Source organism: candidate division KSB1 bacterium (assembly GCA_034506255.1).
Taxonomy (GTDB): Bacteria; Zhuqueibacterota; Zhuqueibacteria; order Zhuqueibacterales; family Zhuqueibacteraceae; genus Coneutiohabitans; species Coneutiohabitans thermophilus.
Window position 1 is genome coordinate 109,195 of the sequence record JAPDPX010000007.1, and the last position, 23,432, is coordinate 132,626.

The window sequence follows — 23,432 nt, forward strand, 5'->3', positions numbered from 1 at the left end:
GGTATCAACCCAACTCGTTTTAAGGAAGCGCAGCAATGCTTCTCGAGTCGAGTGCGCCAGGCGCCACAGAGACGAATCTGCCCCTGTCCGTTTTGGAAAAGGAAGTGACGGCCACCGTTGCCCAGGCGGCGCCATTGTTGCAAGCCGAGTTGGCGGCGTGCTGGCGCACCAGCATTGCCGATTTTCCCGTGACTTTGTCACCCGCGCAAGTGACGCAATGCGAGCAGCGCTATCTCGAGCAAGTACGCCGGCGGCTGGTACAGCTTGGCGCCACAGCCGGCAATGTGGAAGCCTATCCCACGGTGAGCTGCCAGCGGCTGCATGAATATTTCAGCGGGCGGCTGCTGCAGGAGCTGCGCGCGGCATTTGCACGCGCAGCGCTGCGGCAATCCCTCACCAAAACCGAGAAGCTCGAAATCCTGGCCGGCATGCTGCGCACGCGCCATCTCGATGCCCGGTTGAAAAAACTCTTCACCAACGGCGAAGTGAAGCTGCCGGGCGGTCTGCCCTTTCAAGGCAAGGGCTTTCGCTCGATGGGCCAGGAGGCGATTTACGCTGCGGCGCTGCGGCTGCGGCGCGGACCCCAATTCCAGCAGGGCGGCCGCTACCTCGGCGATTATGTCGCACCGATGATTCGCGACCTGGGCCTGGCGCTTGCCATGGGCCAGCAGCCCTACGACGTGATGGCGGCACAAATGGGCAAAACCGGCAAGCCGACCAACGGCAAAGACCTGCACATTGGCGATTTCACCTGCGGCATCCTCCCGCCTGCAGCGCCGATCACCATCAGCTCCGGTTCGGCCTGCGGCCTCGGCTTTGCCCTGCGCGGCAGCGGACGCATCGTCGTCACCTGCATCGGCGAGGGCGGCACTTCCGCGGGTGAATGGCATGAGGTCATCAACTTCGCCGCCGTGCAGAAACTGCCGATTGTGTTCCTCGTGCAAAACAATCAAACCGCGCTTTCCACGCCGGTGTGGGAACAATGTGCCGCGTTCAACTTCGCGCAAAAGGCGATTGGTTATGGCCTGCGCGGCCTCACGATCGACGGCACCGATCCGGAAGCGGTGTGTGCCGCGGTCACCGAAGCCGCCGCCTGCTGCCGCCGCGGCGAAGGCCCGGTGCTGGTCGAGCTGGTGACCATGCGCATGTGCGGCCACGCGCATCACGACGACATGCTTTACTTCGGCAGGGAACCCGAGCAGTTTTTGGAGTATGTGCCGCCCGCTAAAATCAGCGGCGGCTATGTGGATGCGCAGAAGTATGAATTCTGGTATCACAGGGATCCCGTCAAGCTTTATCAGCAACGCCTGCTCGCGGAAGGCGTGCTGGATGCCGTGCAATTGCAGCAAATGATCGCGGCGATTGCAGCGGAAATCGAGGCGGCGGCGCAGCAGGTGATTGCGGCGCCGTGGCCGGCCGCCAGTCTCGCCGGACATCCCGTGGTGACGGATGGCAAATGGCAGCAACACCGCCTGCCACTGGCCGGCGAGCGCGAGCCGGTTCGGATGACACAATCCTGGCGGCCAACGGAAGCTGCCGGCGTGCAGTTCGATCCCAACGGCAAAACCTTCTGGCAGGCGATTGTCGAAGCGCTGGAGGAAGAGCTGCGGCGCGATCCCGAGGTTTTTCTGCTGGGGGAGGATGTCGGCGGCAATTATGGCAATGCCTTCGTCATTCTCAAACCCCTGCTGGCGGAGTTCGGCGATCGCATGATCAACACACCGCTGGCAGAGGCGGCAATTATCGCCTGCGCCACCGGTGCGGCACTGGCGGGCAAACGGCCGGTCGCGGAAATGCAGTTCAATGATTTCGTGGCGAGCGGATTCAATCAACTCGTGAACAACGCGGCCAAGATCTTCTATCGCTGGGGCCAGCCCGTGCCCATGACCGTGCGCCTGCCGTGGGGCGGGTTGCGCAACGCCGGGCCGTATCATTCACAAAACACCGAGCCCTGGTTTTACCGCACACCCGGCCTGAAGATCGTTTGCCCCTCCACCCCGCGCGAGGCCAAAGGTCTGCTCAAAGCGGCCATTCGCGATGACAATCCCGTGCTCTTTCTCGAACACATTGCACTCTATCGCCTGGCCGCGATCAAACAGCAGTTGCCCCCTGCCGATGCCGAAGAATTGATCGCGATCGGCAGCGCGCATCTCAAACGCGCCGGCGATGATTTGACCATGATCACTTACGGCGCTTATGTGCATCGCTGCCTCGCCGCGGCACAGGCACTTGCCGAAAACGACGGCATTGCCTGCCAGGTGCTGGATTTGCGTTCGCTGCAACCGCTCGACCGGGAGGCCATTCTCGCATGCGTGCGGCACACCAATCGCGTGCTGATTGTGCACGAGGATTCCAAAACCGGCGGCATTGGCCAGTCGCTCGCCGCGCTCATTGCCGAAGAGGCCTTTGCCGCGCTCGATGCACCGGTGTGCGTGCTGGGCAGCCTTGACACGCCCGTGCCCTACAGCCCGCCGCTCGAGGAGGCATTTCTCGTGAGCCAGAAACAAATCGAGGAGGCGGCCCGGCAATTGGCACGCTACTAAATACTTTCGCAGTAGACCCTTCAGGGGCGGTGCCTGAAGACACTACTCAAAAGCTCATTTTCATCTTGATGGGTGCTGCGCGCGGCATGGCCATTACCATGAAAATGCCCTGGCGCAGGCTGCGTCATGAAGCCTGACAAGCGATTGTCAGGCCAGCAGCAATCCGGTGCCGGCAAAGGGATCATCTGATTTATGCATGGGTCATGTTGCCCTCACCGCCTGCGATTGAAAGCGCAGGCGCAAAGCGCGGGTTGGCCAAGGCTGACTCGTCAACCGCTTAGTGGGCAGCCGCCTGCAGGTGGTTTCAGCTTTGAATCTGAGAATTTATTCGCAGGTTAAAGGTGGCAAAAGGAAGAGGCACAATTCAGAATTAAAAAGATGAGTTGACTATTAGGTCGCGTCGTGCGACATTCAGGCGGCAGGATTCGGGCCTCCGGTTTGACCCGATTTGCGATGGCATACTGGTGAACAACCCGCGGCGGCACACCTGGCTGCAAACGAAAGCGATCGGATGCCCGCGTCAGGCAGTGCGCTCCAGATGACGAAATCCATGCCGGAATGGCCCGGCAGCAAAACTGCAAAATCGTCGGGAGAGACCGATGCTCGCCCAAAGCCTCGCCCTGACCAGCAGCGGCTGGCTGCTGGTCAGCTTGCTGATGACCGGGCTCTGGCTCATTCATCTCCGCATCAAGAATGCCGGCCTGGTGGACTTCGGCTGGGCTTTGGGATTGGCACTGCTGGCGCTGTTGTATGGCCGCGGTGCGCAGGGTTTTCTGCCGCGGCGGCTGCTCATCACGGCGATGGCGATGGCGTGGGGATTGCGCCTGGCCTTCTTTCTCCTGTTCACACGCTATCTTGGCCGCGAAGAAGAGGGCCGTTATCGCGAGCTGCGGCGCCGCTGGCAAAGGCATGTGGGCTTGAAATTTTTTGTTTTCTTTCAAGCACAAGCTTTGCTTGCCGTGGTATTGTCGCTGCCGTTTCTGCTGGCATGTTTGAACCCGGCGCCGCGCCTGACTGCGCTGGAATGGAGTGCCGCAGGTCTGTGGCTGGCCGCCTTTGTCGGAGAAACCACCGCGGACTGGCAATTGCACCGTTTCAAAAGCAATCCGGAGAATCGCGGCAAAACCTGCCGCACGGGCTGGTGGCATTACTCCCGCCACCCCAACTATTTTTTCGAATCATTGATCTGGATGGCTTATGCGCTGTTCGCGCTGGCTTCGCCGTTGGGGTGGCTGGCCCTGAGCGCGCCGCTGCTCATGCTGCTGGCGATTTTCAAAGTCACCGGTATTCCCGCGACCGAGGCGCAGGCCCTGCGCAGCAGAGGGCAGGATTATCGCGAGTATCAGCGCACCACCAGCATGTTCGTCCCCTGGCTCAAAAAGAACCTGAGACCTGGTTTATGAAACGTCAAAAGAAACCTCGCGCACATGACTCCATGCCCGATCGCTGCGCCTGGTGTGACCGCCCGATCAACCCCCATGAGGAGGTTTTTGGCTGCGGTGCGAAAGCGATGCCCGGTATCGATCTGCGCGACCGCGAGGGCAAAATCATCCCGCTGTTCCTCGCCCTGATTCGCCGCACCGTGCCGGCGATCGTGGTGCCGAGTGATTCACAGGCCAAACGGGACGGCAATGATCTTTACTTTGTCATTTGCAGCGAACGCTGCGGCCGGGAATTGAAAGAGGCTTTGCAACGGGACAAAGATGCGTTTGGCACACTTTGCCTGAACTGAAATGCCCCATACCAAAGAAGAAATCACCAAACTCACGCACACCGTGCGCTGCGCCGGCTGAGCTTCCAAACTGAGCCCAACGTTGTTGTGGCAGGTCTTGAGCAAGGTGCAGCAACGGCCGATGCCCAACGTCTTGGCCGGCCTCGATCTCGCTGCCGATGCCGGCATCTACCAGTTGCGGGAAGATCTGGCGCTGGTGCAGACCGTCGATTTCTTCACGCCCATCGTTGATGATCCCTATGATTTCGGCCGGATCGCCGCGACCAACTCCCTGAGTGATGTCTACGTCATGGGCGGCACGCCGCTCACCGCGTTGAACATTGCCTGTTTCCCCAAAAACGGCAACCCCGACTGGCTGGCCGCAATCTTAAACGGCGGCATCGCGCAGGCAGCCGCGGCTGGCGTGGCGGTTATTGGCGGACACACGGTGGATGATCCCGAAATCAAATACGGCCTGGCTGTCACCGGAACGGTTCATCCGCAGCGCATCATCCATTCGCACACGGCCCAGCCCGGCGATGCCCTGGTGCTCACCAAACCCCTGGGCACCGGTATTTTGAGTACGGCGCTGAAAGCCGGCCGGCTGGATGAGAGCAGCACCCGGCGCCTGACGGAAGTGATGACACAACTCAACCAGCGCGCCAGCGAGGCCATGGTGGCGGTGGGGGCGCACGCCGCCACCGATGTGACCGGCTTCGGATTGCTGGGGCACGCCCATGAAATGGCGCGAGCCAGCCGGGTTAGCTTTCATCTCTCCTCCAGCATGATACCGTTGTTGCCGGGCGCCCTGCAATTTGCCCGCGAGGGCTGTCTCACCGGCGGTGGCCGCAGCAATGCGGAATTCGCCGGACCGCACGCGCGCTTGGCTGCCAGCCTGGAGGCCGCGCTGGTAAGTGTGTTGTTCGATCCGCAAACGGCCGGAGGACTGCTGATCGCGCTGCCGCCTGCGCGTGTGCAGGAGTTTCTCGACCGTCTCGGCCAGGAGGATGCGTGTCAAATTGGCGAAGTTGGCCCGGCCGGTGAGCATGCTCTCATCATCGACTGAATTACACCGGGGGATGTCTGCTTCGGTGCACGGTTATTCGCCGGGGGTTATTTTTTGGACTGTAATGCCAGACTGAAGCTTTGCGCCCCGGAATTCGCCCGTTTGCCCAGGACGTCACGTTTTCCTCCCCCCGAAAATGAATTCCTGCGAAATATTTTTTCGTGGGATTTCGCTTTCGTGGAAGGATTTTTGTACTTAATCCGACACCAATATTCCTTCCCATCCCACTGGCCGGCCTCAATGAGGCATCCTATGAAAGCAAAGAGCAACACTCTGGAAAACCTCTCACACGAAAAAATGCCCTCCCACGAAGTGTTTTTTTCGTGAGATTTCGCTTTCGTGGGAGGATTTTTTTGTGATCGCTCCCGACACCAGAGTCCCATTTCACTGCCCTGAAGACACGCCCAGTTGGAACAGCAACGGCGTGTAATCAAAAAAGCCACGGCGTTTTCATGCCGTGGCCTTTTCGTTCGGAGTCTCGCAAGGATACGGCCGGGCGGCATCACGTGCATGAGCAGGGCCGGCCATCAGCCGGCCGCGCGTGGGTCATCAAAGTGCTTGCGAGGCAGGCCATAATCGCTTAGATTTGCCGGCGCTGTGCCGGGGTGACTGGGGGAAGGGGGAACGGCACGCAAAACTTAAAATGGCTTGAAGATCACCAGCAGAATGATCACAACAAGCAGAGTAAGAGCCAGTGCGGTGATCCACAAATGCCGCTGCTTGAGTTGTGCGGCTTCGGCTCCCTGGCCTTGGGCGCGCAAGGCAGCCATGCGCTTGAGGTTTCTCAGCTCGAGATGGCTCAGGGCGATCACGATGAGCACAAGCACGATTTTTAAGTGCAAATAGCCGGCGGCAAAGGCGCCGGTAAGAACGGCGAGAATCAGACCGGTGACGAAGGCCAGCAGCAGACCGTAGACTTCGAGAAAACGGGTGAGCACCAGTGCCATTTTCTCGCTGGCTTCGGCATCTGTGGTGTGGGCCTGGCGGAAACGGCGCACCAGCACATACTGGCCGAGTGCACCGCCGGCGCCGGCAATGATAAACAGCAAATGCAGGGTTTTGAGCAAATTCAGCCAGAGGGGCGATGTCATCTCTTCCTCCGATTGTGCTGCAGTTGAGCGGCGATGGCGGTACCGTCACAGCAAGTTGTCTCGAACGGTGCGCCAAGATAGCCAGACTGGCCGGCAAAGTCAAGGCGGGGGAAGGTGGTGAGCGCAGCAGTGAACAGCTTCCATGATTCCGGCGCATACATTGCTCGAGGCCTACAGCCAGGGCATTTTTCCGATGGCGGACGAGGACGGCGAGATCAACTGGTACGAAGCGAATCCGCGTGCCATTCTCGAAGTGCAGGGCTATCGCATCCCGCGTGATCTGCGCCGCGTGCTCAACCGCCGGGCATTCGAAATTCAGGTGGATCGCTGTTTCGAGGCGGTGATTCGCGCCTGCGCCGCCCGGCGGGAAACCTGGATTTCGGAGGAGATCATTGCCTCCTACGTCAATTTGCATCAGTTGGGATACGCGCACAGCGTTGAGGCCTGGCAGAATGGACGCCTGGTCGGCGGGCTTTACGGCGTGGCGTTGTGTGGCGCTTTCTTCGGAGAATCGATGTTCTTCCGCATCTCCAATGCCTCCAAGGTGGCACTGGCCTACCTGGCCGAACATTTGAAAAACCGCGGCTACCTGCTGCATGACGCGCAGATGATGACATCCACCCTCCGCCTTTTCGGTGCCATCGAAATCTCGCGCGAGGAGTATCTCAGCCGGTTGCAGGTGGCACTGCGCAAGAAAATCTCCTTTCGTTAGCCGGCAATCTCCCGCGCCTGCTGCCGTACCAGGCTGGCGCAAAGCAGGCGAGCTTGGCACTTCTGGAAGTGGCACCAGCACCCGGCCCACTCCCATCCCTCTTCTCAACCCGGTCTTTTGATGAATCGCAACAGTTCACCGTCACGCGCGCTGCAACGGCCAGCCGTGACTTTGACAAACTCAAGGCAGCCGCGTGGTCTCGGGCTTCGGCTGTCCCGATTGCGTCGCTGCGGTGGCCAGGTTTTGGGACGATCCCAACGGCGGTTTTCTGGTGGGCTCCAGCTCAGGCCGTTGCAGCATCAGGCGCATGGGACGGGGCGCAGACAGCGACCAGGACGAGCGGCCGGCATGCCCGAGCGCACAGCCGGGGCATTTGGTGCAGGCCGGCGTGGTTTCCCCGGCGGGGCTGGCGGCGCTAAATTGCTGCAGAAAGGTGCGTATCATCGCCACGCCGGCGAGCAACACAATGCCGAAAACAATGATTTCCTGCCAATTCATCTCATTCCAACCCGATCAATTTTCCGCCTTGAAAAACGGCCAGCGCGCCCAGGTAAGCCAGCACCGTCATGTAGGTGATCATGAACAGTGGCCAGCGCCAGGTGCCGGTTTCACGGCGCACGATGGCAACAGTGGACATGCACTGACAGGCGAGCACGAAGAAAACCATCAGGGAGAGCGCGACCAGCGGCGTGTAAACCGGCGCACCGGTTGCGGGATTACGGTCGGCCTGCAGGGCGCGGCGCAGATCAACCGACCGTTCGTCGGCTTCCTGCACATTGTAGATGGTGGCCAGCGTGCTCACCATGACTTCGCGTGCTGCAAAGGAAGTGATCAGCCCAATGCCGATTTTCCAATCGAAGCCCAGTGGCGCGATCGCCGGCTCGATGAACTTTCCCAGGCGGCCGGCATAGGTGTTGAGGATTTCCGTGCCGGCAGTGGTTTGCTGCGACACCAGGAGCTCGTCCGCCGGTGCCGCACTTTTGGGGTAGCTCGCCAGAAACCACAACACGATCGAAATCGCCAGGATAACCCGGCCGGCATTCATGACGAAAACCCTGGCACGCTCATACATCTGCCACAGCACCGTGCGTGGCGAGGGCATGCGATAAGCTGGCAACTCCATCACGAAAGCCTGCACCTGACCTTTGATGAGAAAACGCTTGAGCAGATAGGCGGCCGTGATGGCCGTAACGATGCCGAGCAGATACAAAGCGAACAATGTCACACCCTGCAAGGAGAGAAAACCGAGCAGCGGCAGGTTGGGGATGAAGGCGGCGATCATGAGGGTGTAAACCGGCAGCCGCGCGCTGCAGCTCATGAGCGGCGCGACCAGAATCGTGATCAGGCGATCCTGCGGGTTTTTGATCGTGCGCGCCGCCATGATGCCGGGAATGGCGCACGCAAAGGCGCTGAGCAGGGGAATCACCGAGTGGCCCTGCAAACCGATTCTCGCCATGAAACGGTCGAGCATGAAGGCGGCACGCGCCAGGTAGCCGGATTCCTCCAGCAGTGCGAGAAAGAACACCAGCAGCAAAATCTGAGGCAGGAAAACGACCACCGCCCCCACCCCGGCAATCGCGCCATTGACCAGCAAATCCGCCAGCACCCCCGGGGGCAGGGCCGCGGTTACACGCTGTTGCAGCCACGCAAAAAAATCTTCGATCAGGCCCATCGGGATTTCCGCCCAGGTGAAGATGGCTTGAAACATCAGCAGCAGAACCGCAATCAGGATGAGTGGACCGAACACCCGGTGGGTCAGCACCTGGTCGATTTTTTCACTGCGTGCCAGCCGGCTCACGCTGCCATGGCGAACATTCGCAGCGAGAAGTTGATCAATCCAGTCATAACGCGCGGCAGCCTCGGTTTGGCGCCAGGGAATGTGTTGATGCGCCAGGGTTTCGCGGCTGGCGTCCACCAGAAGGCGCAATTCGGAAACATAGGGATGGCCGGCCCAGCGTTGCAAACCGTCTTCGTCAGAAATCACACGCAAGGCTTCAGCCAACGCCCGGCGTTCATTCATCGATCCGTTGGCCTGAAACCAGCCGACCACCGGCTTGCACACCTGAGCCAGGTGCCGGGGGACTTGCCAGGAGCCCGGGGTGACTCCTGCCCCCGGCTGCACAGCGGCAAAAATCGCGCGCCGAATGGCTGCCACGCCCGTGCCTTTCTTGGCCGAAGCCGCCAGCACCGGCACACCCAGTTTGTCTGCGAGACCGGCCACGTCGATGTGAATGGCATGGCGCTCAGCCTCGTCGATCATATTCAGCACCAGCAGCGTTGGCAAACCAAGATCAAGAATTTGGACGGCGAGATACAGATTGCGTTCGAGATTGGTGGCGTCGGCCACCACCACAATCAAATCCGGCGGTGAGGGCCGGGCCGTGATTTCCGCCACCGCGATGCGCTCGTCCAGTGAGCGTGGATTCAGGCTGTACAAACCGGGCAGGTCATGTAATTCCACTTTGCCACCCCCGGGTCCCGCCAGCACCCCGACTTTTTTCTCGACAGTGACGCCGGGATAATTCGCGACTTTTTGCCGCAAACCGGTGAGGGCATTGAATAATGTGGTTTTGCCGGAATTGGGATTCCCCACCAACAACACCCGCGCGCGGTGGACCAGGGTGGCATTTTTCTCTGCGTGTTGCACAGTACTGATCGTGGACATCTCTCCCTCACCTGTCTTTTATCCGCCCCTGCCCATGAAGCTTGAAATGGAACTCCCCGCGTCTCTGACAAGTCACTTCCGCCCGTCACATTTCCCAGAAAACCGCCTTACTTGCCGGACTGCCGTTTCACCCAGATGCCCTGCGCCATGCGCTTGCTGATGGTCAGGTGAAAACCGCGCACCGAAAGCTGCAACGGGTCGCCCAACGGGGCACATTTCACCATGCGCACGCCGGCGCCAGAGATCAAGCCCAGATCAGCCAACCGGGAGTCTTCACCCACGTCTTCACGGTAGCCGGCGATCACACCTTCTTCACCCGGTTTGAGGTGAGTCAGCGGCTGCCATTGCGCCGCGCCATCGGGTCTTTCATGCTCACCAAAAGGCCGGGCATCAATTGCTGTTCCGGGAATCATATGCCTTTCCTGAAATGAAGATCACTTGCAGCAGCCAAAGGTTGAAGGGAGCACGGTTTATTTCCTGTCGGCCGTTTCCCCGCTGAACAAGCATTCGACCTCACACACGGGACACTGCTTGATGTCCCCGCAGGCATTCTTGTAGTTTTGAAAAGCTTTGAGAAAAGCGTCGGCGCGCTCATCTCCCGAGAAGAGGAACTTCAAAAAAGCGAGCAGTAATTCGCCGCTCTCGGTGCTGATCAAGTGTTCGACCTTGCAGGCATCGATCTCGGCCTGCTCGGGCGAAACATGCAGCACATCCCGCAGAAACTTGAGCAGGATGATGCGCTTGGACTCGATCCGTTGCGCCAGCGAAGTACCCAGTTTGGAGAGATGGAGAAACTTGTTTTCATCCTCTTCAACCAGTCCTCTCTCTTTCAGCGCTTTGAGCGTTATCGAAGCGCTGCCCCGCGTGATGTTGAGTACTTTCGCCACGTCCGTGACTCGCGCATAGCCCTGCTTGCGCAGCAGCCCGTCGATTGCCATCAAGTGATGCGCGCCACTGTGGCTGATGATATTCTGGTCGAACTCTTTCCATACTGCTGTATTCAATGCAATCTCTCCTGCTTTGAAAGTGACTGGCACTTCTATCGATACATGTGTGTGTTTTATTAATAAATCGTTGGTTTGAAAATAAGCATTGAATAAAAATTTCACAAGTTTTTTTTCTAATTAGAAATTTTTGTTGCAATATGAATTCATATGGATTATATTGCAGCTATTTGATTTAAATATAAATCAAATGACCTTTTTATATACACTAGAAATACTCTATTGATTTTTTTAAGTTAAAATCACCATTAACTCCGGCTCGATATATCGCTTCACACTTCCACCAGACGGCGTCAGCAAAGCTTTGCAATGACCAAATTCCTGCGCGAGCAAATCGTTCGTTGCCTTCTGGCGCGCATGAAAACGATGTTGTGAGGTTTATCCAGGACACTTGCATAAGTTGCTGATACTTCTGCCCTCTGTTGTGTCGGCACGAACTTCATCAAAGGAGCCGCACAAAAGAGCCACTCATCACTTATTGAGGAGGAGATGTCATGTCCATCGCTCATCGTATGCTTTCGCCCATACTGCTGCTTGTTCTTGGTACTGGTGCACTTTCAGCCCGGCAACAGACGCCCGCCACTTTCGCAGACACTTCTTACAAGATGCCCGAGGTCGTGGTCGTGGGCAAGCCGGAAAATCTGGCGTCGCTTCCGGGCAGTGCGAATGTACTGGGCCTGCGCGCGCTGGAAATCAGCCGTCCCTTCACCGTCAATGAAGCGGTGCGCAAACTGCCGGGGGTGAATGCGCGCGATGAGGAGGGTTTTGGCTTGCGGCCCAACCTCGGGATACGCGGCTTGAATCCCACGCGCTCGACCAAGATCACCCTGCTCGAAGACGGCGTGCCGCTGGCTTATGCACCATATGGTGACAATGCCAGCTATTATCATCCACCCATCGACCGCTTTGAGCGCATCGAATTGCTGAAGGGCGCAGAGCAGATTCTCTTTGGCCCGCAGACCATTGGTGGCATCATCAACTACATCACACCGGCGCCTCTAAACAGGTTCGGTGGCTTCGCTGCAATCGCCGGCGGCAGCAGGGGTTTCTTTGACGGCAAACTGCGCTTGGGCGGCCATCGTACGGTGCTGGATTTCACCCGCAAGCAGGGCGAGGGGGCGCGCGACAACATCAACTCGAATTTGAATGATTTGAGCTTCAAAGCCGTGGTGCCGCTGGGCGCCAGCCAGGCATTCACACTGCGCGCCAATCTCTTTACCGAGAATTCCACCGTCAGCTACAGCGGCATCACCGAGGCAGAGTTTCGCAATTTCGGGCCGCGCTACAATCCCTTCAAAAACGACCGCTTCGAGGCGCAACGCCACGGCGTTTCTTCGACTCACAATCTGCAATGCAGCGCGAATGCTGCATTGACCACCAATTTTTACTATGCCAATTTCAAACGCGATTGGTGGCGGCAATCCAGTTCGACAACCGATACGCAAGGCGGCGCGGCGGGCACGGCCTTCCGCGATGATCGCCTCGCCGGCCGGCCGGTCAATGTCAATGCCCTCAACTCGGTGCAAGGCCGTCTGCGCGTGTATACAACCTGGGGGATCGAACCGCGTGTGAGGCTCATACATGCGGCTTTTGGTGTCGCCGGTGAGCTGCACGCCGGTGTCAAGGCGCATTTCGAGAAGCAAGACCGCAAGCAAATCAATGGCTCTTCGCCCACGGCCCGCACGGGCGTGCTGGCAGAAAACAATCTGCGCGAAACAGCCGCCTTCTCTGCCTTCCTTGCCAACCGTTTTCTCTTCGGCGCCTGGTCGGTGACGCCCGGCCTGCGCCATGAACAAATCAACTCGTCGCGCACCAACCGCCTGCCCGGCGGCAATACCGGTTCAGATAAATTGGGGAAATGGATTCCGAGCCTGGGCATCACCTGGAATCCCGCGGGCATGGTCACCCTCTTCACCGGCGTGCACCGCGGTTTCGCACCGCCGCGCACCGAAGACGTCATCGACGGCAGCGGCACCTCCACGGAAGTCGAAGCAGAGGAATCAACCAACTGGGAGCTGGGGGCGCGCGTGCAATCCGCCTCCGCCAGTTTGCTGCAGGTTACGCTGTTTCGCAATGCTTTCAGGCGACTGATTGCCGTCGGTTCGATTGCCGGTGGCGGCACGCCGCTTTCCCAGGGCAAAGCCTTGTTTCAAGGCATCGAGTTGTCCGGGCGCCAGGCCTTCTCCAACGGTCTCTTCTGCGACGGCGCATACACGTGGCTGCCACAAGCCGAGCAGACCACCCCGTTCACGCAAGTGGTGAACAGAGCGATTGTCGCGGGCAGTGCCGCCGGCAAACGCCAACCCTATGCGCCGGAACACTTGCTCACGCTGGCCGCCGGCTACTCGCGGCGGGGCTGGGAGGTGCAGGTGGAGACCGTGCATGTGGGTGAGCAATTTGCCGATTTCGCCAACACCGTGACCCCCACCGACGACGGGCAACGCGGCAAGATCGAGGCCTACACCATCTTCAATGCGGCTCTCAACGTTCACCTGTGGGCGGCGCATCTGACATTCTTCGCCACGGTCAAGAACCTGGCCGACAAGACCTACATCGTCGATCGTACCCGTGGGATTCAAGTGGGCATGCCGCGGCTGCTGCAAGTGGGCAGCAGATACACATTCTGAAATGGGTTTTCGCATTTGCTTTCCGCCCGCCTCGAATGTATATTGGCCAATCGATCACCGATGGCAAAATTCCGAGGCGGGAGCTTGCACATGGCAAAGCAATGGTTCATCTACTTTGTGGTGTTTGTTTCTGGCGCGGCGGTGCTGGCCGTTGAGATTCTGGGCACGCGCATTCTCGGCCCGTTCTATGGCGTCAGCCTGTTCCTCTGGTCGGCACTGATCACCGTTACGCTGGCGGCGCTCAGCCTGGGCTATGTGCTGGGCGGCCGCTGGGCGGATCGTGGGCCGCAGCTCACCCGGCTATGCAGCCTGCTGGCTCTGGCTAGTCTGTGGTTGATTCTCATCCCGTGGCTGAAACAGCCGCTGCTTTATTTGGCCGAACCATTGGGTTTGCGCTTCGCGGTGCTGGTGGCTGCCTTCGTTTTGTTCGCGCCACCGCTGACCTTGCTCGGCATGGTGAGCCCATACGCGCTCCGGCTGCGCGCGGTCAGTCTCGCAGAAGTTGGCCGCACCGCGGGGGATCTCTATGCTCTTTCCACTATTGGCAGCGTACTCTCCGCGCTGCTCACCGGCTTTTTCCTCATACCCAACATTGGTGTCAGCCGGCTGATGCTGGCAATTGGCCTGACGCTGCTGGTTACTGCCGCCTTCGGCTTCGCATTGTCACGAAACTCCAGCACCGGTGCCCTCACCGGACTGCTGCTCCTGCTGCTGGGCGCAAGCCTGAGCGCTGCCCTGCCAATGGCACAAGCCCGGCCGGAACACGGGCTGCTGGCTGTTGAACACAGCACCTATGCCGAGTTGCGCGTGCTCGAAACCGAGGCCGGCCGCCATCTCTTGATTGACGGCGGCATTCACACCATTGTCGAACCGGAATTTTTGGAATCCACTTTCCCCTACGTCGGGGTTTTGGATATCGTCAAAAAACTCTTCGTTCAGCCGGGCGACCTGCTGGTCATCGGTGTGGGCGGCGGCTCGGTGATCAAAAACTTCGCACGCGCCGGCTGGAACGTCAGCGCAGTGGAAATCGATCCGGCGGTCACCAAAATGGCGCTGCGCTATTTTGCGCTGGACTCCTCGCAGGCTCGCATTCACCATGCCGATGGCCGGCAGTTTCTTTCCACCCGGGCGGACAGTTACGATGTCATCATTCTGGATGCCTTCGGCAGCAGCGCCATCCCCTTTCATCTCGTCACGCGGGAGGCTTTCGCATTAATGCGCTCACGGCTGCGCCCCGAGGGCGTGCTGGCGATCAATGTCGAGACCGTGGGCTGGCATCACATTCTCACGCGCAGCCTGACCGCCACGCTGCAGCAGCATTTCCAGCATGTCCTGGCGCTGCCGATCGCAGAACCGCCCAACCGCCTGGGCAATGTGATTTTGCTCGCGGCCGACCGGCCGGTGACGCTGCTGCGCGAACTCGAGCGCAATTACGCCGATCCCGATTATCGCTTCAGCATGGACTATCAACGCGTTCATGCCTGGGATAATCGCTTCGTGCCAAACACCCGCCGCGCACCGGTCCTGTCCGATGACTGGAACCCGGTTGAGCTTTGGTCGGAGCAGGTGAATCTGGTGGCACGCCAGGACTTGCACGACTACTTCAGGGAGAGTGGCCTCAGTTGGTAGGATGCTGATCGCACTGTGCCAAGGGCGGGAACCGGCATTCCCGCCTGCAAAAGCATTCCGGCAAACCGTACTCCCGGCTGCGGCCACCGCTGCGGGCCTCTCTGCCTACATTGGGCGAATTTCACCGGTTTCCTCGATTTCGACGGGATGGCCTTCCACGCTGCGGGGAATCTTCTGCTCGAGTGCCTCGGTTTTTTCCACCACCATCACGCGAATACACAACCGGCCGTTTTCCTGCGCGCCAATATAAACGCCCACCACGCCCGGCAACGCCATCCACTCCGCGGTATGATCCTGCATCACTTGATTGATGTCACGCACCGGTATGCGCCCTTGGTCCCGATTCTCTTCTTTGATCTGATTTTGACAGGCCATGGCGGCAAACAACAGCAGGCCGGGCAGGGACAAGCATCGCACTATTGCCAGACTTGTTTTCATTTTTCCATCGCTCATAAAAGCGAACGCCTGCCTCCCGCAGCCTCGGAAAGCAGGCGTTCATTCTGCCTATCCACCGGTTTGCGATGCAACCAACCGCTCGCTGTCAGTTGCCGACCATCGTCGCACCGTAATAACTCAACACTTCATTGATGGGATTGGCAATCGCCGAGGTCGAACTGCCGGCGTAAAGCAGGCCGATGGCGCGTGGTTTGGTGCTCACATCTTCGACCATCAACGAACCGGAATCGCCGGAGTTCAAAAACGAGCTGCGCCGGTTCTTGACGACAATTTGACCGGTAAAGGTCTTGGTGAAAGCCGTGCCGCCCGCGCATTCGTTGTCATAAGTCACGCTTACCGTGGCATTCAGGCCACTGACCGTGCTGCGCGTCAGGCCGGTGGTGCGCCCGCTCTTCTTGACCGCTTGATTGAGGGCAGCGGCAACCGTGTTCGCCGACAGCGTGCCGATTTCGAGGATGGCGCCGTCGGTTCTCACCATGCCCGAGATCACCGCCGCGATGCCGGCGTCGATGTTGGCGCCGGGCAGTGTGCCGCCGTTGCTCACCAGGGTGGCCACATTCTGGGCGTTATTGGCATTGCAACTGACATCAATCAGACCGGGCTGAATCACCGGGTCGCCCGGTTGTGCCGTGCGGCTGTTGCCGCCGCTGACAATGTCGGCATACAAAACGTGATAGTTGCTCAGGATGTATTGCGTCCCACCTTTTTGAATCAAGGAGCCCAGCGTGCCGCCGCAGCAATAGCCGTTGGCCAGGTCATAACGCCAGCCGCCGGAGGTGCCGAGCTGGATCGGTGGGGTTTGCTTGGCCGTGTGGCTCACTCCGCCACCACCGCTCTTCATGGCACGAAACTCACCGGTCACCTCAACCACCACCGGTACGCCTTCGATGCTTTCAGGGAGGGGAGCCACGCGCCCCTTGGCCAGCGCCGGTGTCATGATGTCGGTTTTGGTGAATACCAAAATGGCCGGCCGGCCGTCATCCGTCAAGCCGGTGGCGGTGCCGACCACGCCGGGAATCGCCATCAAGCTTGGGGTGTGACGGTCCTGGACTGCCATCACTGCCTGAATTTGCGGATTATCCTTGCCCAGCGTCACGACTTGCTGGCTGGCCTGCGGATCCACGGGCGTGTCGTAATTGCTCGTACAGCCCGTCCAGACCAATGCGGAGAGCACGAACAAAGCCACCACCCGCCACCCGGAAGAACGACGCCACGAGTTCTGCATAACCTTGCTCCTCTTTTGTGATGAGACGACAGGGTTACTATGGACGCTTTTCGGTTTTATCGTTCACAACAGCGGTCGAGAGCCAAAATTTGCCTTCGCGTGGGCTGGAATCGCTCGGGAGAAAACGGCACCATCGCAGACGGGCGGACTGCAGAGGCCGCACACGTCGCGGCAGGTCCGCGTCAGGCACAAAAGGGGATGGGAAAAGTTGGCAGCTTCGCGCTATATTATAAAAAATTGCGGCGAAAATAGAGAAAAGAAGCCGGCTTGTCAAGCGATATTTTCAGCTTCAACCATGCAGATGGGGACGCACGGCTTGCAAAACCACCTGCGTGGGAAATGCGGAAGGCGCCGCCGACAACGGTTTGCCGCCAGGGGGCGTGGCGCCCGGGTTGCCATCTTCATGCTGCCGCACGTCGTAAAAACCGGCTTGATGGAGGGCGGTGACATAATCTTGCGGGAAAAAGCGGAACGGGCCGGAGCGCATCTCGAAATCGACTTCATAAAAATTGATCTCGAGATTCGCCGGCGCCTTGTGGTGGTCGGCCGCGATGAAAATGTTGGGATAGTGCAGCGACAACACGATCCGGCCGCCCGGCCGCAGCACGCGCTGCATTTCGCGCAACAAAGCGGGCATGCGCTCGGGATGTTCGCCCACGATCACGCACAGAATCGCATCGAAACAGCCGCCCGCCAGGGGCAGAGGTTGCGCGAGATCACATTGCAGCAGCATTTTTTCCGGAAAGCGGCGGCGGGCGGCCCGCAAGCGCTCGGGGGAGGCCTCCACGCCGACCGCCGTGGCACCGGCTGCTGCAATCAACGACAGGCGATGGCCGTTGCCGCAGCCCACTTCCAGCACACGCTCACCCCGCTGCGGCGCGAGCACCAGAACGGTGAATTTGTCCTGCGCGGTGGTGACAGCCAGCGGCCGGTTGGCACGCAACCGGCGTTGCGGTGCCGGGGTCCGGCGCGACGACGCCGTGGAAGGAGTGATCGCCCTCGTGCCCTCATGCGTCTGTTCTTGCAACGCCACTGGGGCCGCTTTCACTGTCATCTTCATCTCCGCTGAAATTTTTCCAGATTGTCGAGAAAACTTTGAAAGGAAGTCAGATGCGCAATTTCACAGCCGTGGTTTTCAATTCTGGTGCCGCGCGGATATTGCGGGCAAATCGTGCCCGCTGCCACCCGGCGAAAGTGCCGCTCACATTCCGCGATGGTGGGCGCCGCCGCCACGAACAGGTGAGTCGGCGCGCTCGTCAGGCGAACCGCTTCCGGTCTCAACCGTGCCGGGCCCGCTGCCAGCGCGAGGTGGCCCCGCAGTCGTCCCCTGCTGAAAGCGAATACGTAACGCTGATAACGATGGCGCCTGCCCCACTGGTCATGCCCGTTCTGTGAGGGGACCAGCGCCAGGCAGGCCAGCATCGCCGCCGGCCGCGCTACGGCCTCGGGCAGGTGAAAGGTTTTGAGATCGACCACTTCGTTCAGAATGCGCAAATCGAAATGATCCGGCTGCGTGTGCGGCGTTTCGCCTTCGCAGCTGAGATGCGGGATGCCGTGCCGGCGCAGAAAGCGGGTCAGGGTCGCTTCGCAGGCCTTGCCGGTGGCGATCTTGTTGAATCGCCGGCCGGCGTCCGCGCCATAATTCATGCGGTCAAAAGTATGGTGCAGCGAACGGCAGGCATATGCTATACCGGCGGCCACTTCCTCCGGTAAAATCGCCAGGCAGATGATCTCCTCCGCACGCATGGCGCCCTCCCCGCGGCCTCATTTTTCCGCTATTGCTTTGGCGCAATTTTGTCACTAAAATCACCGGAGTCAACTTCACAAGCCGCCATCAAACCACAAAACAGGCACGCTCTCATTTTCAACCGGCAGGATTATGTCTTCCACTCGAGGCCAGAAAGCCGCGCCGACCGCGCGCGCGATTGATCCCGACAACCGCCTGAATGATTTGAACAGTCAGCGCTGGCTCACCTTTCAAAAGAGCTGGTTCATCATTCCCCGCGGCCGGGGCCTTGCAGACACGGCCGCGGAGTTCATCGCCTTTTTTACCAAGCAATTCGTGGCGCCGAACCAGCGGTCGCGTGTCGGCCTGCTGGCGGAGAACCTCGCCACCCTGCAACCCGTGATCTCTGCGCTCGGCCGTCAGCCTGTCATCCTGCACGGTCATACCACGCCTGACAGCACGCCGGCTTTGGACTATTGTTTGATTGATCTCAGTGAAGCCGGCACGATTGTCGATGAGCATGCCTTGTCGCGGTGGCAGGCGCGCATCACCGCCCTCGCGCCGCTGCTCAAAAACAATGCGTATCTCACCGTTTTCGTTCGCAACCAGGACGCCGGCGGACTGCTGCAGCCATTCGCCTGGCTGCTGGGCAAAGCCGTCGGCCAAACCTTGTCCCTAAAAGATGAGAAGATTGGTTGTGAAGAAAGAGCGCCTGATGTTTCCCCCTCCCCGGTGGGCTGGAGCACACTGCAGAATGTTGTCTATTGCCTGAATTTCCGCCGTGAAGAGCAGCCTCCGGAGGCGGCCGCATCGCCGATGGACTCAGGTACGCCTACCCTGTCGGTGTGTGCTTCCGGCAATTGGCCCCTTGTGCCGCCCCGCCCCTCCTGGATGATCGTCAAACCGCCGCCCCGCGAGAAACACGTGCTGCTGCATCCCGGCAAGTTTCCGGAAGCGCTCGTCGAGATCTTTTTAAAGGATTTCACACGGCCGGGTGACCGGGTTCTTGATCCCATGACCGGCACCGGCAGTGCGCTGCTGGCGGCACTGGCACTGGGCCGCGAAGCTTATGGCATCGAATTGAATCCGGCGTTCCATCGCGTCGCGCACGAACGCATTACCCAATATCTGCCCGCCCTCCCCGGCCTGCTGGATTCACCCTCGTGGCGGCTGGTCTGCGGTGATGCCACAACGGAAGCGAGCTATCGCGAACTGCCCGCCCGCTTCGATTACATCATCACCAGCCCGCCTTATTGGGATATGCTGCGCATGAAAGGCGCGGAAACCCAGCAAAAACGCAAAGCCGCGGGCCTGCCGCGCTTTTATTCCGATGACAATCGCGACCTGGGCAATCTCGACGATTATCCCACTTTCCTGGCGAAGCTCATCGCACTCTATCGCATGCTCGCCACCCGGCTCAACTCCGGCCGCTATTTCACCATCATCGTCAAGAATGTCAAGAAACGCGGCCGCATGTATCCGCTGGCGTGGGACCTGGCGCTGGCTTTGCGCCGGGACCTGACGTTGTGCCATGAACAGTTTTGGTGCCAGAATGATCAGAAGCTCGCGCCCTTTGGCTATCGCTATGCCTGGGTGAGCAACACCTTTCACCATTACTGCCTGCATTTCCGCAAACCATGAATGCCCGCCGCGTGACGCCCACGGTCTGAGGCATCTTCCTCCCAAAAATATTTGCCAATCCCGGCGAAGCCGGGATTGGCAGACCGGAACATTGCACCAAACTGTTCACAAGAGCGCGCTTGCACACAAACGCTAGCTTTCTGAGACTTCGGCCGCCGGCGTCGCACTGCCGTTGACTGGCGCCTCCCCCTGTGTCGCCGGTTGCCGCAACACTTCGGCAGCAGCGGTGCCGCTGGCTGCGGCTTCCACCCGGCCGCTGGCTGCCGCCCCGTCGTTATGGTTTTGGTTGTTGTTTTGGTTGTTGTTGCGCCAGATGCGATGCTCATCGCAGTACATGTTTTGCTTGGGCGCCGCCTTGTAGGTCGATTCAAATTCCCTGCCGCAGCGGGCGCAATTGTATTTGTAGACCGGTTTCTCGCGTTCGTTTCTGGGGACCAGGCGCAGTTCTTCGAGATAATCTTGAAAGCGCAGCACGGGAAAATCGCTGAAGCGCTGCGTGGGTTTGGGAAAAATGTATTCGTAGGCGGCGGAGCCACCAATGGTTAGAATCAAGACCCGCTTGCCCAGTTGCCGCACGCGCTCCAGCGCCGGCTGATAGTCGGCGTCGCCGAGCACGGCGATGGCGATGTCAAAGGCGTTGATGGCGGAGAAATAAAGCATGTCGGTGCCCATCGCCATGTCAATGGTGCGCTCCTTGGGAGTGAAACTGGTGTCGCCCTCGCGTGTGATGCGATCCTGCATGGCCATGAAATGACCGCGAAAATCGATCTCATGCAAGACGAGGTTGAAACCGAGCGACTCGCTGAGAATACTGTAGAATTTGCGCTGTTCCTCCAGCTTGAGGGCATCCTCCGGATGCACATTGAAGGGAACGCTGGCATAATAGTAGGTGCGCACCAGATCGAGCACTGGCGGTTCGCTTTGCAGCAGGTTTTGATAATACTGCCGCAAAAAACGCAGCGCCACCACGTTGATTTTGCCGAAGTCGATCTTGTAGGGCCCGCCATGCGCGCGGATGAGCATATCCTGGTTGTGATACAACCAGGACCCATCAATGAAGGTCATACAGCGCAGCAGGCCGTGGCGCACATGCGGCCGCGCCGCACCACGCACGAATTCAGTCACCCCATGGTCAGCAACCACCCGTCGGCCGTCTTGAACGGCGTCCTGATTTTCCATCACAATTTCCTCTTGGTTTTTGTCGAATTGGTCTTTCATGCTCTCACGGAGGTGGTCTGGTTAAACACACGGGTTTCAGGCGGCCAGAAGAAAGTTTTCAGGCTTGATCCTCCGCAGTTGTTGATCGTACTCGTTCAATTGCTGCATCAATTCGGTCACGTCGCGGCCGCTGCGGTCGCCGAGTTTGATTTGCTCCAGCAGGGCCTGGCGCTGGTCCTCGATCATGTAGCGTTGCAGACGGGCCATGCAGTCCGCGCTCCAGCGGCGATAGTCGATTTCGATTCCTTCTTTGTGAATCCGGCCGGCCTCCTGAGTGATGACTTTCGAGATGAATTCCGTCTGCCAGGGCTCGTTGAAATGGTGCAGCAACATTTCCGGCTCGACCGGCAGGTGGCGATCCAGCAGATTGTAAAAGACCTGTGCCATCGTGCGTGCTTGCGGGTCGTGAAAATCCTCCACCCGCATGAAGCTGAAGATGAACTGGATGGCGTTCCAATTCAGAACCATGATGCGCAGCAGTTCCATCTCCACAGCCCGGCTGCGCTCCGCAAACGTGCGCGGGGCGCCGAGCACGGCCTGGGGATTGGGTTGTGACACCGCCGCTGCGCCGCCACGCGCCTGCCGGGACTGGGAACGGCGCAAACGTCCCACTTCCTCCCACAGCGCGGCCTCGCTCACCTGCAGCTTTTCCGCCATGCGATGCACCATCATCTGCCGTTGCAGCGCGTCATTCATGCGCGCCAGCGTCGTGACAATCGAGCGCAGTTGCTCTTCGCGCGCGGTGGACGCCGCCCCCGCCTGGCCGGGCGCGCGGGCTTTGAATTCGAGCAAATCCGGTGCGTTCGCCAAAATCTCCTGCATCGCCCCGGCCGGATGCCGGCGGAGAAAACTGTCGGGATCGTCACCCGCGCTCAGTGTCGCCACTCTCACCTGCAAGCCGTTTTCCACCAGGATGTCAGCCCCGCGCAGAGTGGCGGCCGAGCCGGCGGCATCACTGTCAAACAACAGAATCACGTTGCGCGTGTAGCGCAGGATCAAGCGCGCCTGCTGCGCGGTGAGCGCCGTCCCGGAAGTCGCCACCGTGTTTTTGAAACCGCACAGATGCATGCGCATGACATCGAGATACCCCTCGACCACGATCAGACAATCAGCGGCACGCAGATGCTCCCTGGCCAGCGGCAGGCCGTAAAGAATCTGGCCTTTGTGGTAAACCGCGGTTTCGGGTGAATTGAGATACTTGGGGGAATCCTCGCGCTCGGGCGGGATGCGCCGGCCGCCGAAGGCCACCACGCGGTCGGAGAGGTTGTGAATCGGAAACATCACACGGTTGCGAAAGCGGTCGTAATAGCCCGCCATTTTGCCGTCTTTCGCGCGCGGGTTGAGCAAGCCTGCTTTCACCAACAATTCCGGATTCACCGACTTCTGGCGGGCGTATTTGTACAATTCCTCCCAATCATCGGGCGCAAAGCCGACCCCGAACAGCCGCAACGCCTCCTCGTCAAAGCCGCGCTGTCGCATATACTCCCGTCCGGCTGCACCCTTGCTGCTCGCCAGGATCAATTGGAAGAACTCCGCCGCCAGCGCATTGGCGAAATACAGGCCCTCCTTTTCCTGGCTGGCCGCACGATCCTCCGGCTCGGGCTCGGGGATCGCGATGCGGGCGCGTTGCGCCAGTTTGCGCACGGCCTCTGCAAAGCCCACGCCCTCCAGCTTCTGGATGAAGGTGAAAGCATTGCCGCCCGCGCCGCAGCCGAAGCAGTGAAAAATTTGTTTGTCGGGATTGACGCTGAACGACGGGGTTTTTTCCGGATGGAAGGGACAAAGTCCGAAATAGTTGCGGCCGGCTTTCTTGAGCGTGACGTATTCGGATATGAGATCAACAACATCCGTCGCCAGGCGGACTTCGTCTATGATATGCGGAGGAAGAGTCGGCATGATGTCTTGCAGCTCTCATTTCCCCGCGCGCATCGCGCCCCGCCGGAATAGCAAAGCCGGCAGGCTCCCAACACCGCATTCTCAGGCAAGTGGCACCGTCCGGGCACCCGCCTTCTTCATTACTGTACTGTTAAATTTCGTGCTCGCAAACACGAGCGTGTGCATTGAAAATTATTTAGTGTCTGTCCCGCAGAGTCCCGTGCCCTCCACGCCGGGATTGCC

19 protein-coding genes are annotated in these 23,432 nt (G+C 59.5%); 8 read left to right on the forward strand and 11 right to left on the reverse strand.

The genetic code is table 11. The features are described from left to right. Positions 1 to 35 precede the first annotated feature (35 nt). The 4 genes from ONB52_15390 (at position 36) to selD (ending at position 5,320) form a co-directional block, all read left to right on the forward strand. Positions 36 to 2,543, forward strand: coding sequence for a dehydrogenase E1 component subunit alpha/beta (locus tag ONB52_15390; protein ID MDZ7417520.1), 2,508 nt, complete (start codon positions 36 to 38; stop codon positions 2,541 to 2,543). Positions 2,544 to 3,142: 599 nt separating this feature from the next. Further along, positions 3,143 to 3,946, forward strand: coding sequence for a DUF1295 domain-containing protein (locus ONB52_15395; protein ID MDZ7417521.1), 804 nt, complete (start codon positions 3,143 to 3,145; stop codon positions 3,944 to 3,946). 32 nt (positions 3,947 to 3,978) lie between these two features. Then, entirely contained in the window at positions 3,979 to 4,275 is a 297-nt protein-coding gene (locus tag ONB52_15400; protein MDZ7417522.1) for a hypothetical protein, read from the forward strand. 70 nt (positions 4,276 to 4,345) lie between these two features. Beyond that, positions 4,346 to 5,320, forward strand: coding sequence for a selenide, water dikinase SelD (gene selD, locus ONB52_15405; protein MDZ7417523.1), 975 nt, complete (start codon positions 4,346 to 4,348; stop codon positions 5,318 to 5,320). Positions 5,321 to 5,958: 638 nt separating this feature from the next. Here the strand turns inward: selD and ONB52_15410 are convergent. Beyond that, positions 5,959 to 6,411 (reverse strand): hypothetical protein, encoded by a 453-nt coding sequence (locus ONB52_15410; protein MDZ7417524.1) that lies wholly within the window; start codon positions 6,409 to 6,411, stop codon positions 5,959 to 5,961. A 142-nt stretch (positions 6,412 to 6,553) separates the two neighbouring features. Here ONB52_15410 and aat point away from each other — a divergent pair, with 142 nt between their 5' ends. Then, positions 6,554 to 7,123 (forward strand): leucyl/phenylalanyl-tRNA--protein transferase, encoded by a 570-nt coding sequence (gene aat, locus ONB52_15415; GenBank protein MDZ7417525.1) that lies wholly within the window; start codon positions 6,554 to 6,556, stop codon positions 7,121 to 7,123. 180 nt (positions 7,124 to 7,303) lie between these two features. Here the strand turns inward: aat and ONB52_15420 are convergent, their stop codons facing one another. The 4 genes from ONB52_15420 to ONB52_15435 all read right to left on the reverse strand — a co-directional run bounded on the left by ONB52_15420 (position 7,304) and on the right by ONB52_15435 (position 10,897). Next, on the reverse strand, positions 7,304 to 7,621 hold the full coding sequence (locus tag ONB52_15420; protein ID MDZ7417526.1) for a hypothetical protein: 318 nt from the start codon (positions 7,619 to 7,621) through the stop codon (positions 7,304 to 7,306). A gap of 1 nt (position 7,622) precedes the next feature. After that, the gene (gene feoB, locus ONB52_15425) at positions 7,623 to 9,788 is read right to left on the reverse strand and encodes a ferrous iron transport protein B (protein MDZ7417527.1); all 2,166 of its coding nucleotides are present in this window, start codon (positions 9,786 to 9,788) and stop codon (positions 7,623 to 7,625) included. Between the two features lie 107 nt (positions 9,789 to 9,895). Continuing rightward, positions 9,896 to 10,201, reverse strand: a complete 306-nt coding sequence (locus ONB52_15430) for a ferrous iron transport protein A (protein ID MDZ7417528.1) — start codon at positions 10,199 to 10,201, stop codon at positions 9,896 to 9,898. A 57-nt stretch (positions 10,202 to 10,258) separates the two neighbouring features. Further along, positions 10,259 to 10,897, reverse strand: a complete 639-nt coding sequence (locus ONB52_15435; protein MDZ7417529.1) for a metal-dependent transcriptional regulator — start codon at positions 10,895 to 10,897, stop codon at positions 10,259 to 10,261. 389 nt (positions 10,898 to 11,286) lie between these two features. Here ONB52_15435 and ONB52_15440 point away from each other — a divergent pair, with 389 nt between their 5' ends. Next, complete coding sequence (locus ONB52_15440; GenBank protein ID MDZ7417530.1) at positions 11,287 to 13,419, forward strand: TonB-dependent receptor; 2,133 nt, start codon at positions 11,287 to 11,289, stop codon at positions 13,417 to 13,419. Between the two features lie 90 nt (positions 13,420 to 13,509). Next, complete coding sequence (locus ONB52_15445) at positions 13,510 to 15,048, forward strand: fused MFS/spermidine synthase (GenBank protein ID MDZ7417531.1); 1,539 nt, start codon at positions 13,510 to 13,512, stop codon at positions 15,046 to 15,048. 105 nt (positions 15,049 to 15,153) lie between these two features. Here the strand turns inward: ONB52_15445 and ONB52_15450 are convergent, their stop codons facing one another. From ONB52_15450 to ONB52_15465, 4 genes are all read right to left on the reverse strand, one after another. After that, a complete protein-coding gene (locus ONB52_15450; GenBank protein ID MDZ7417532.1) occupies positions 15,154 to 15,486 on the reverse strand; it encodes a hypothetical protein in 333 nt (110 codons plus the stop codon). Between the two features lie 103 nt (positions 15,487 to 15,589). Then, the gene (locus ONB52_15455; protein ID MDZ7417533.1) at positions 15,590 to 16,729 is read right to left on the reverse strand and encodes a S1 family peptidase; all 1,140 of its coding nucleotides are present in this window, start codon (positions 16,727 to 16,729) and stop codon (positions 15,590 to 15,592) included. A gap of 289 nt (positions 16,730 to 17,018) precedes the next feature. Then, entirely contained in the window at positions 17,019 to 17,783 is a 765-nt protein-coding gene (locus tag ONB52_15460; protein MDZ7417534.1) for a class I SAM-dependent methyltransferase, read from the reverse strand. Between the two features lie 2 nt (positions 17,784 to 17,785). Further along, positions 17,786 to 18,475, reverse strand: coding sequence for a hypothetical protein (locus ONB52_15465; GenBank protein ID MDZ7417535.1), 690 nt, complete (start codon positions 18,473 to 18,475; stop codon positions 17,786 to 17,788). Positions 18,476 to 18,608: 133 nt separating this feature from the next. Between ONB52_15465 and ONB52_15470 the strand changes: the two genes are divergently transcribed. Continuing rightward, positions 18,609 to 20,096: a DNA methyltransferase gene (locus tag ONB52_15470; protein ID MDZ7417536.1), complete on the forward strand. Its 1,488-nt coding sequence runs from the start codon at positions 18,609 to 18,611 to the stop codon at positions 20,094 to 20,096. Between the two features lie 132 nt (positions 20,097 to 20,228). Here ONB52_15470 and ONB52_15475 read toward each other — a convergent pair whose 3' ends face one another. Continuing rightward, the gene (locus ONB52_15475; protein ID MDZ7417537.1) at positions 20,229 to 21,314 is read right to left on the reverse strand and encodes an NYN domain-containing protein; all 1,086 of its coding nucleotides are present in this window, start codon (positions 21,312 to 21,314) and stop codon (positions 20,229 to 20,231) included. 36 nt (positions 21,315 to 21,350) lie between these two features. After that, positions 21,351 to 23,210, reverse strand: a complete 1,860-nt coding sequence (gene dnaG / locus ONB52_15480; protein MDZ7417538.1) for a DNA primase — start codon at positions 23,208 to 23,210, stop codon at positions 21,351 to 21,353. Positions 23,211 to 23,432 lie beyond the last annotated feature (222 nt).

Coding starts and splice junctions, on each gene's coding strand:
- ONB52_15450 (MDZ7417532.1), bottom strand. CDS start 15,486: ATGAAAACAAGTCTGGCAATAGTGCGATGCTTGTCCCTGCCCGGCCTG.
- ONB52_15430 (MDZ7417528.1), bottom strand. CDS start 10,201: ATGATTCCCGGAACAGCAATTGATGCCCGGCCTTTTGGTGAGCATGAA.
- ONB52_15455 (MDZ7417533.1), bottom strand. CDS start 16,729: ATGCAGAACTCGTGGCGTCGTTCTTCCGGGTGGCGGGTGGTGGCTTTG.
- ONB52_15460 (MDZ7417534.1), bottom strand. CDS start 17,783: ATGACAGTGAAAGCGGCCCCAGTGGCGTTGCAAGAACAGACGCATGAG.
- ONB52_15410 (MDZ7417524.1), bottom strand. CDS start 6,411: ATGACATCGCCCCTCTGGCTGAATTTGCTCAAAACCCTGCATTTGCTG.
- ONB52_15440 (MDZ7417530.1), top strand. CDS start 11,287: ATGTCCATCGCTCATCGTATGCTTTCGCCCATACTGCTGCTTGTTCTT.
- ONB52_15465 (MDZ7417535.1), bottom strand. CDS start 18,475: ATGCGTGCGGAGGAGATCATCTGCCTGGCGATTTTACCGGAGGAAGTG.
- feoB (MDZ7417527.1), bottom strand. CDS start 9,788: ATGTCCACGATCAGTACTGTGCAACACGCAGAGAAAAATGCCACCCTG.
- aat (MDZ7417525.1), top strand. CDS start 6,554: ATGATTCCGGCGCATACATTGCTCGAGGCCTACAGCCAGGGCATTTTT.
- ONB52_15475 (MDZ7417537.1), bottom strand. CDS start 21,314: ATGAAAGACCAATTCGACAAAAACCAAGAGGAAATTGTGATGGAAAAT.
- ONB52_15470 (MDZ7417536.1), top strand. CDS start 18,609: ATGTCTTCCACTCGAGGCCAGAAAGCCGCGCCGACCGCGCGCGCGATT.
- dnaG (MDZ7417538.1), bottom strand. CDS start 23,210: ATGCCGACTCTTCCTCCGCATATCATAGACGAAGTCCGCCTGGCGACG.
- ONB52_15445 (MDZ7417531.1), top strand. CDS start 13,510: ATGGCAAAGCAATGGTTCATCTACTTTGTGGTGTTTGTTTCTGGCGCG.
- ONB52_15395 (MDZ7417521.1), top strand. CDS start 3,143: ATGCTCGCCCAAAGCCTCGCCCTGACCAGCAGCGGCTGGCTGCTGGTC.
- ONB52_15400 (MDZ7417522.1), top strand. CDS start 3,979: ATGCCCGATCGCTGCGCCTGGTGTGACCGCCCGATCAACCCCCATGAG.
- ONB52_15420 (MDZ7417526.1), bottom strand. CDS start 7,621: ATGAATTGGCAGGAAATCATTGTTTTCGGCATTGTGTTGCTCGCCGGC.
- ONB52_15390 (MDZ7417520.1), top strand. CDS start 36: ATGCTTCTCGAGTCGAGTGCGCCAGGCGCCACAGAGACGAATCTGCCC.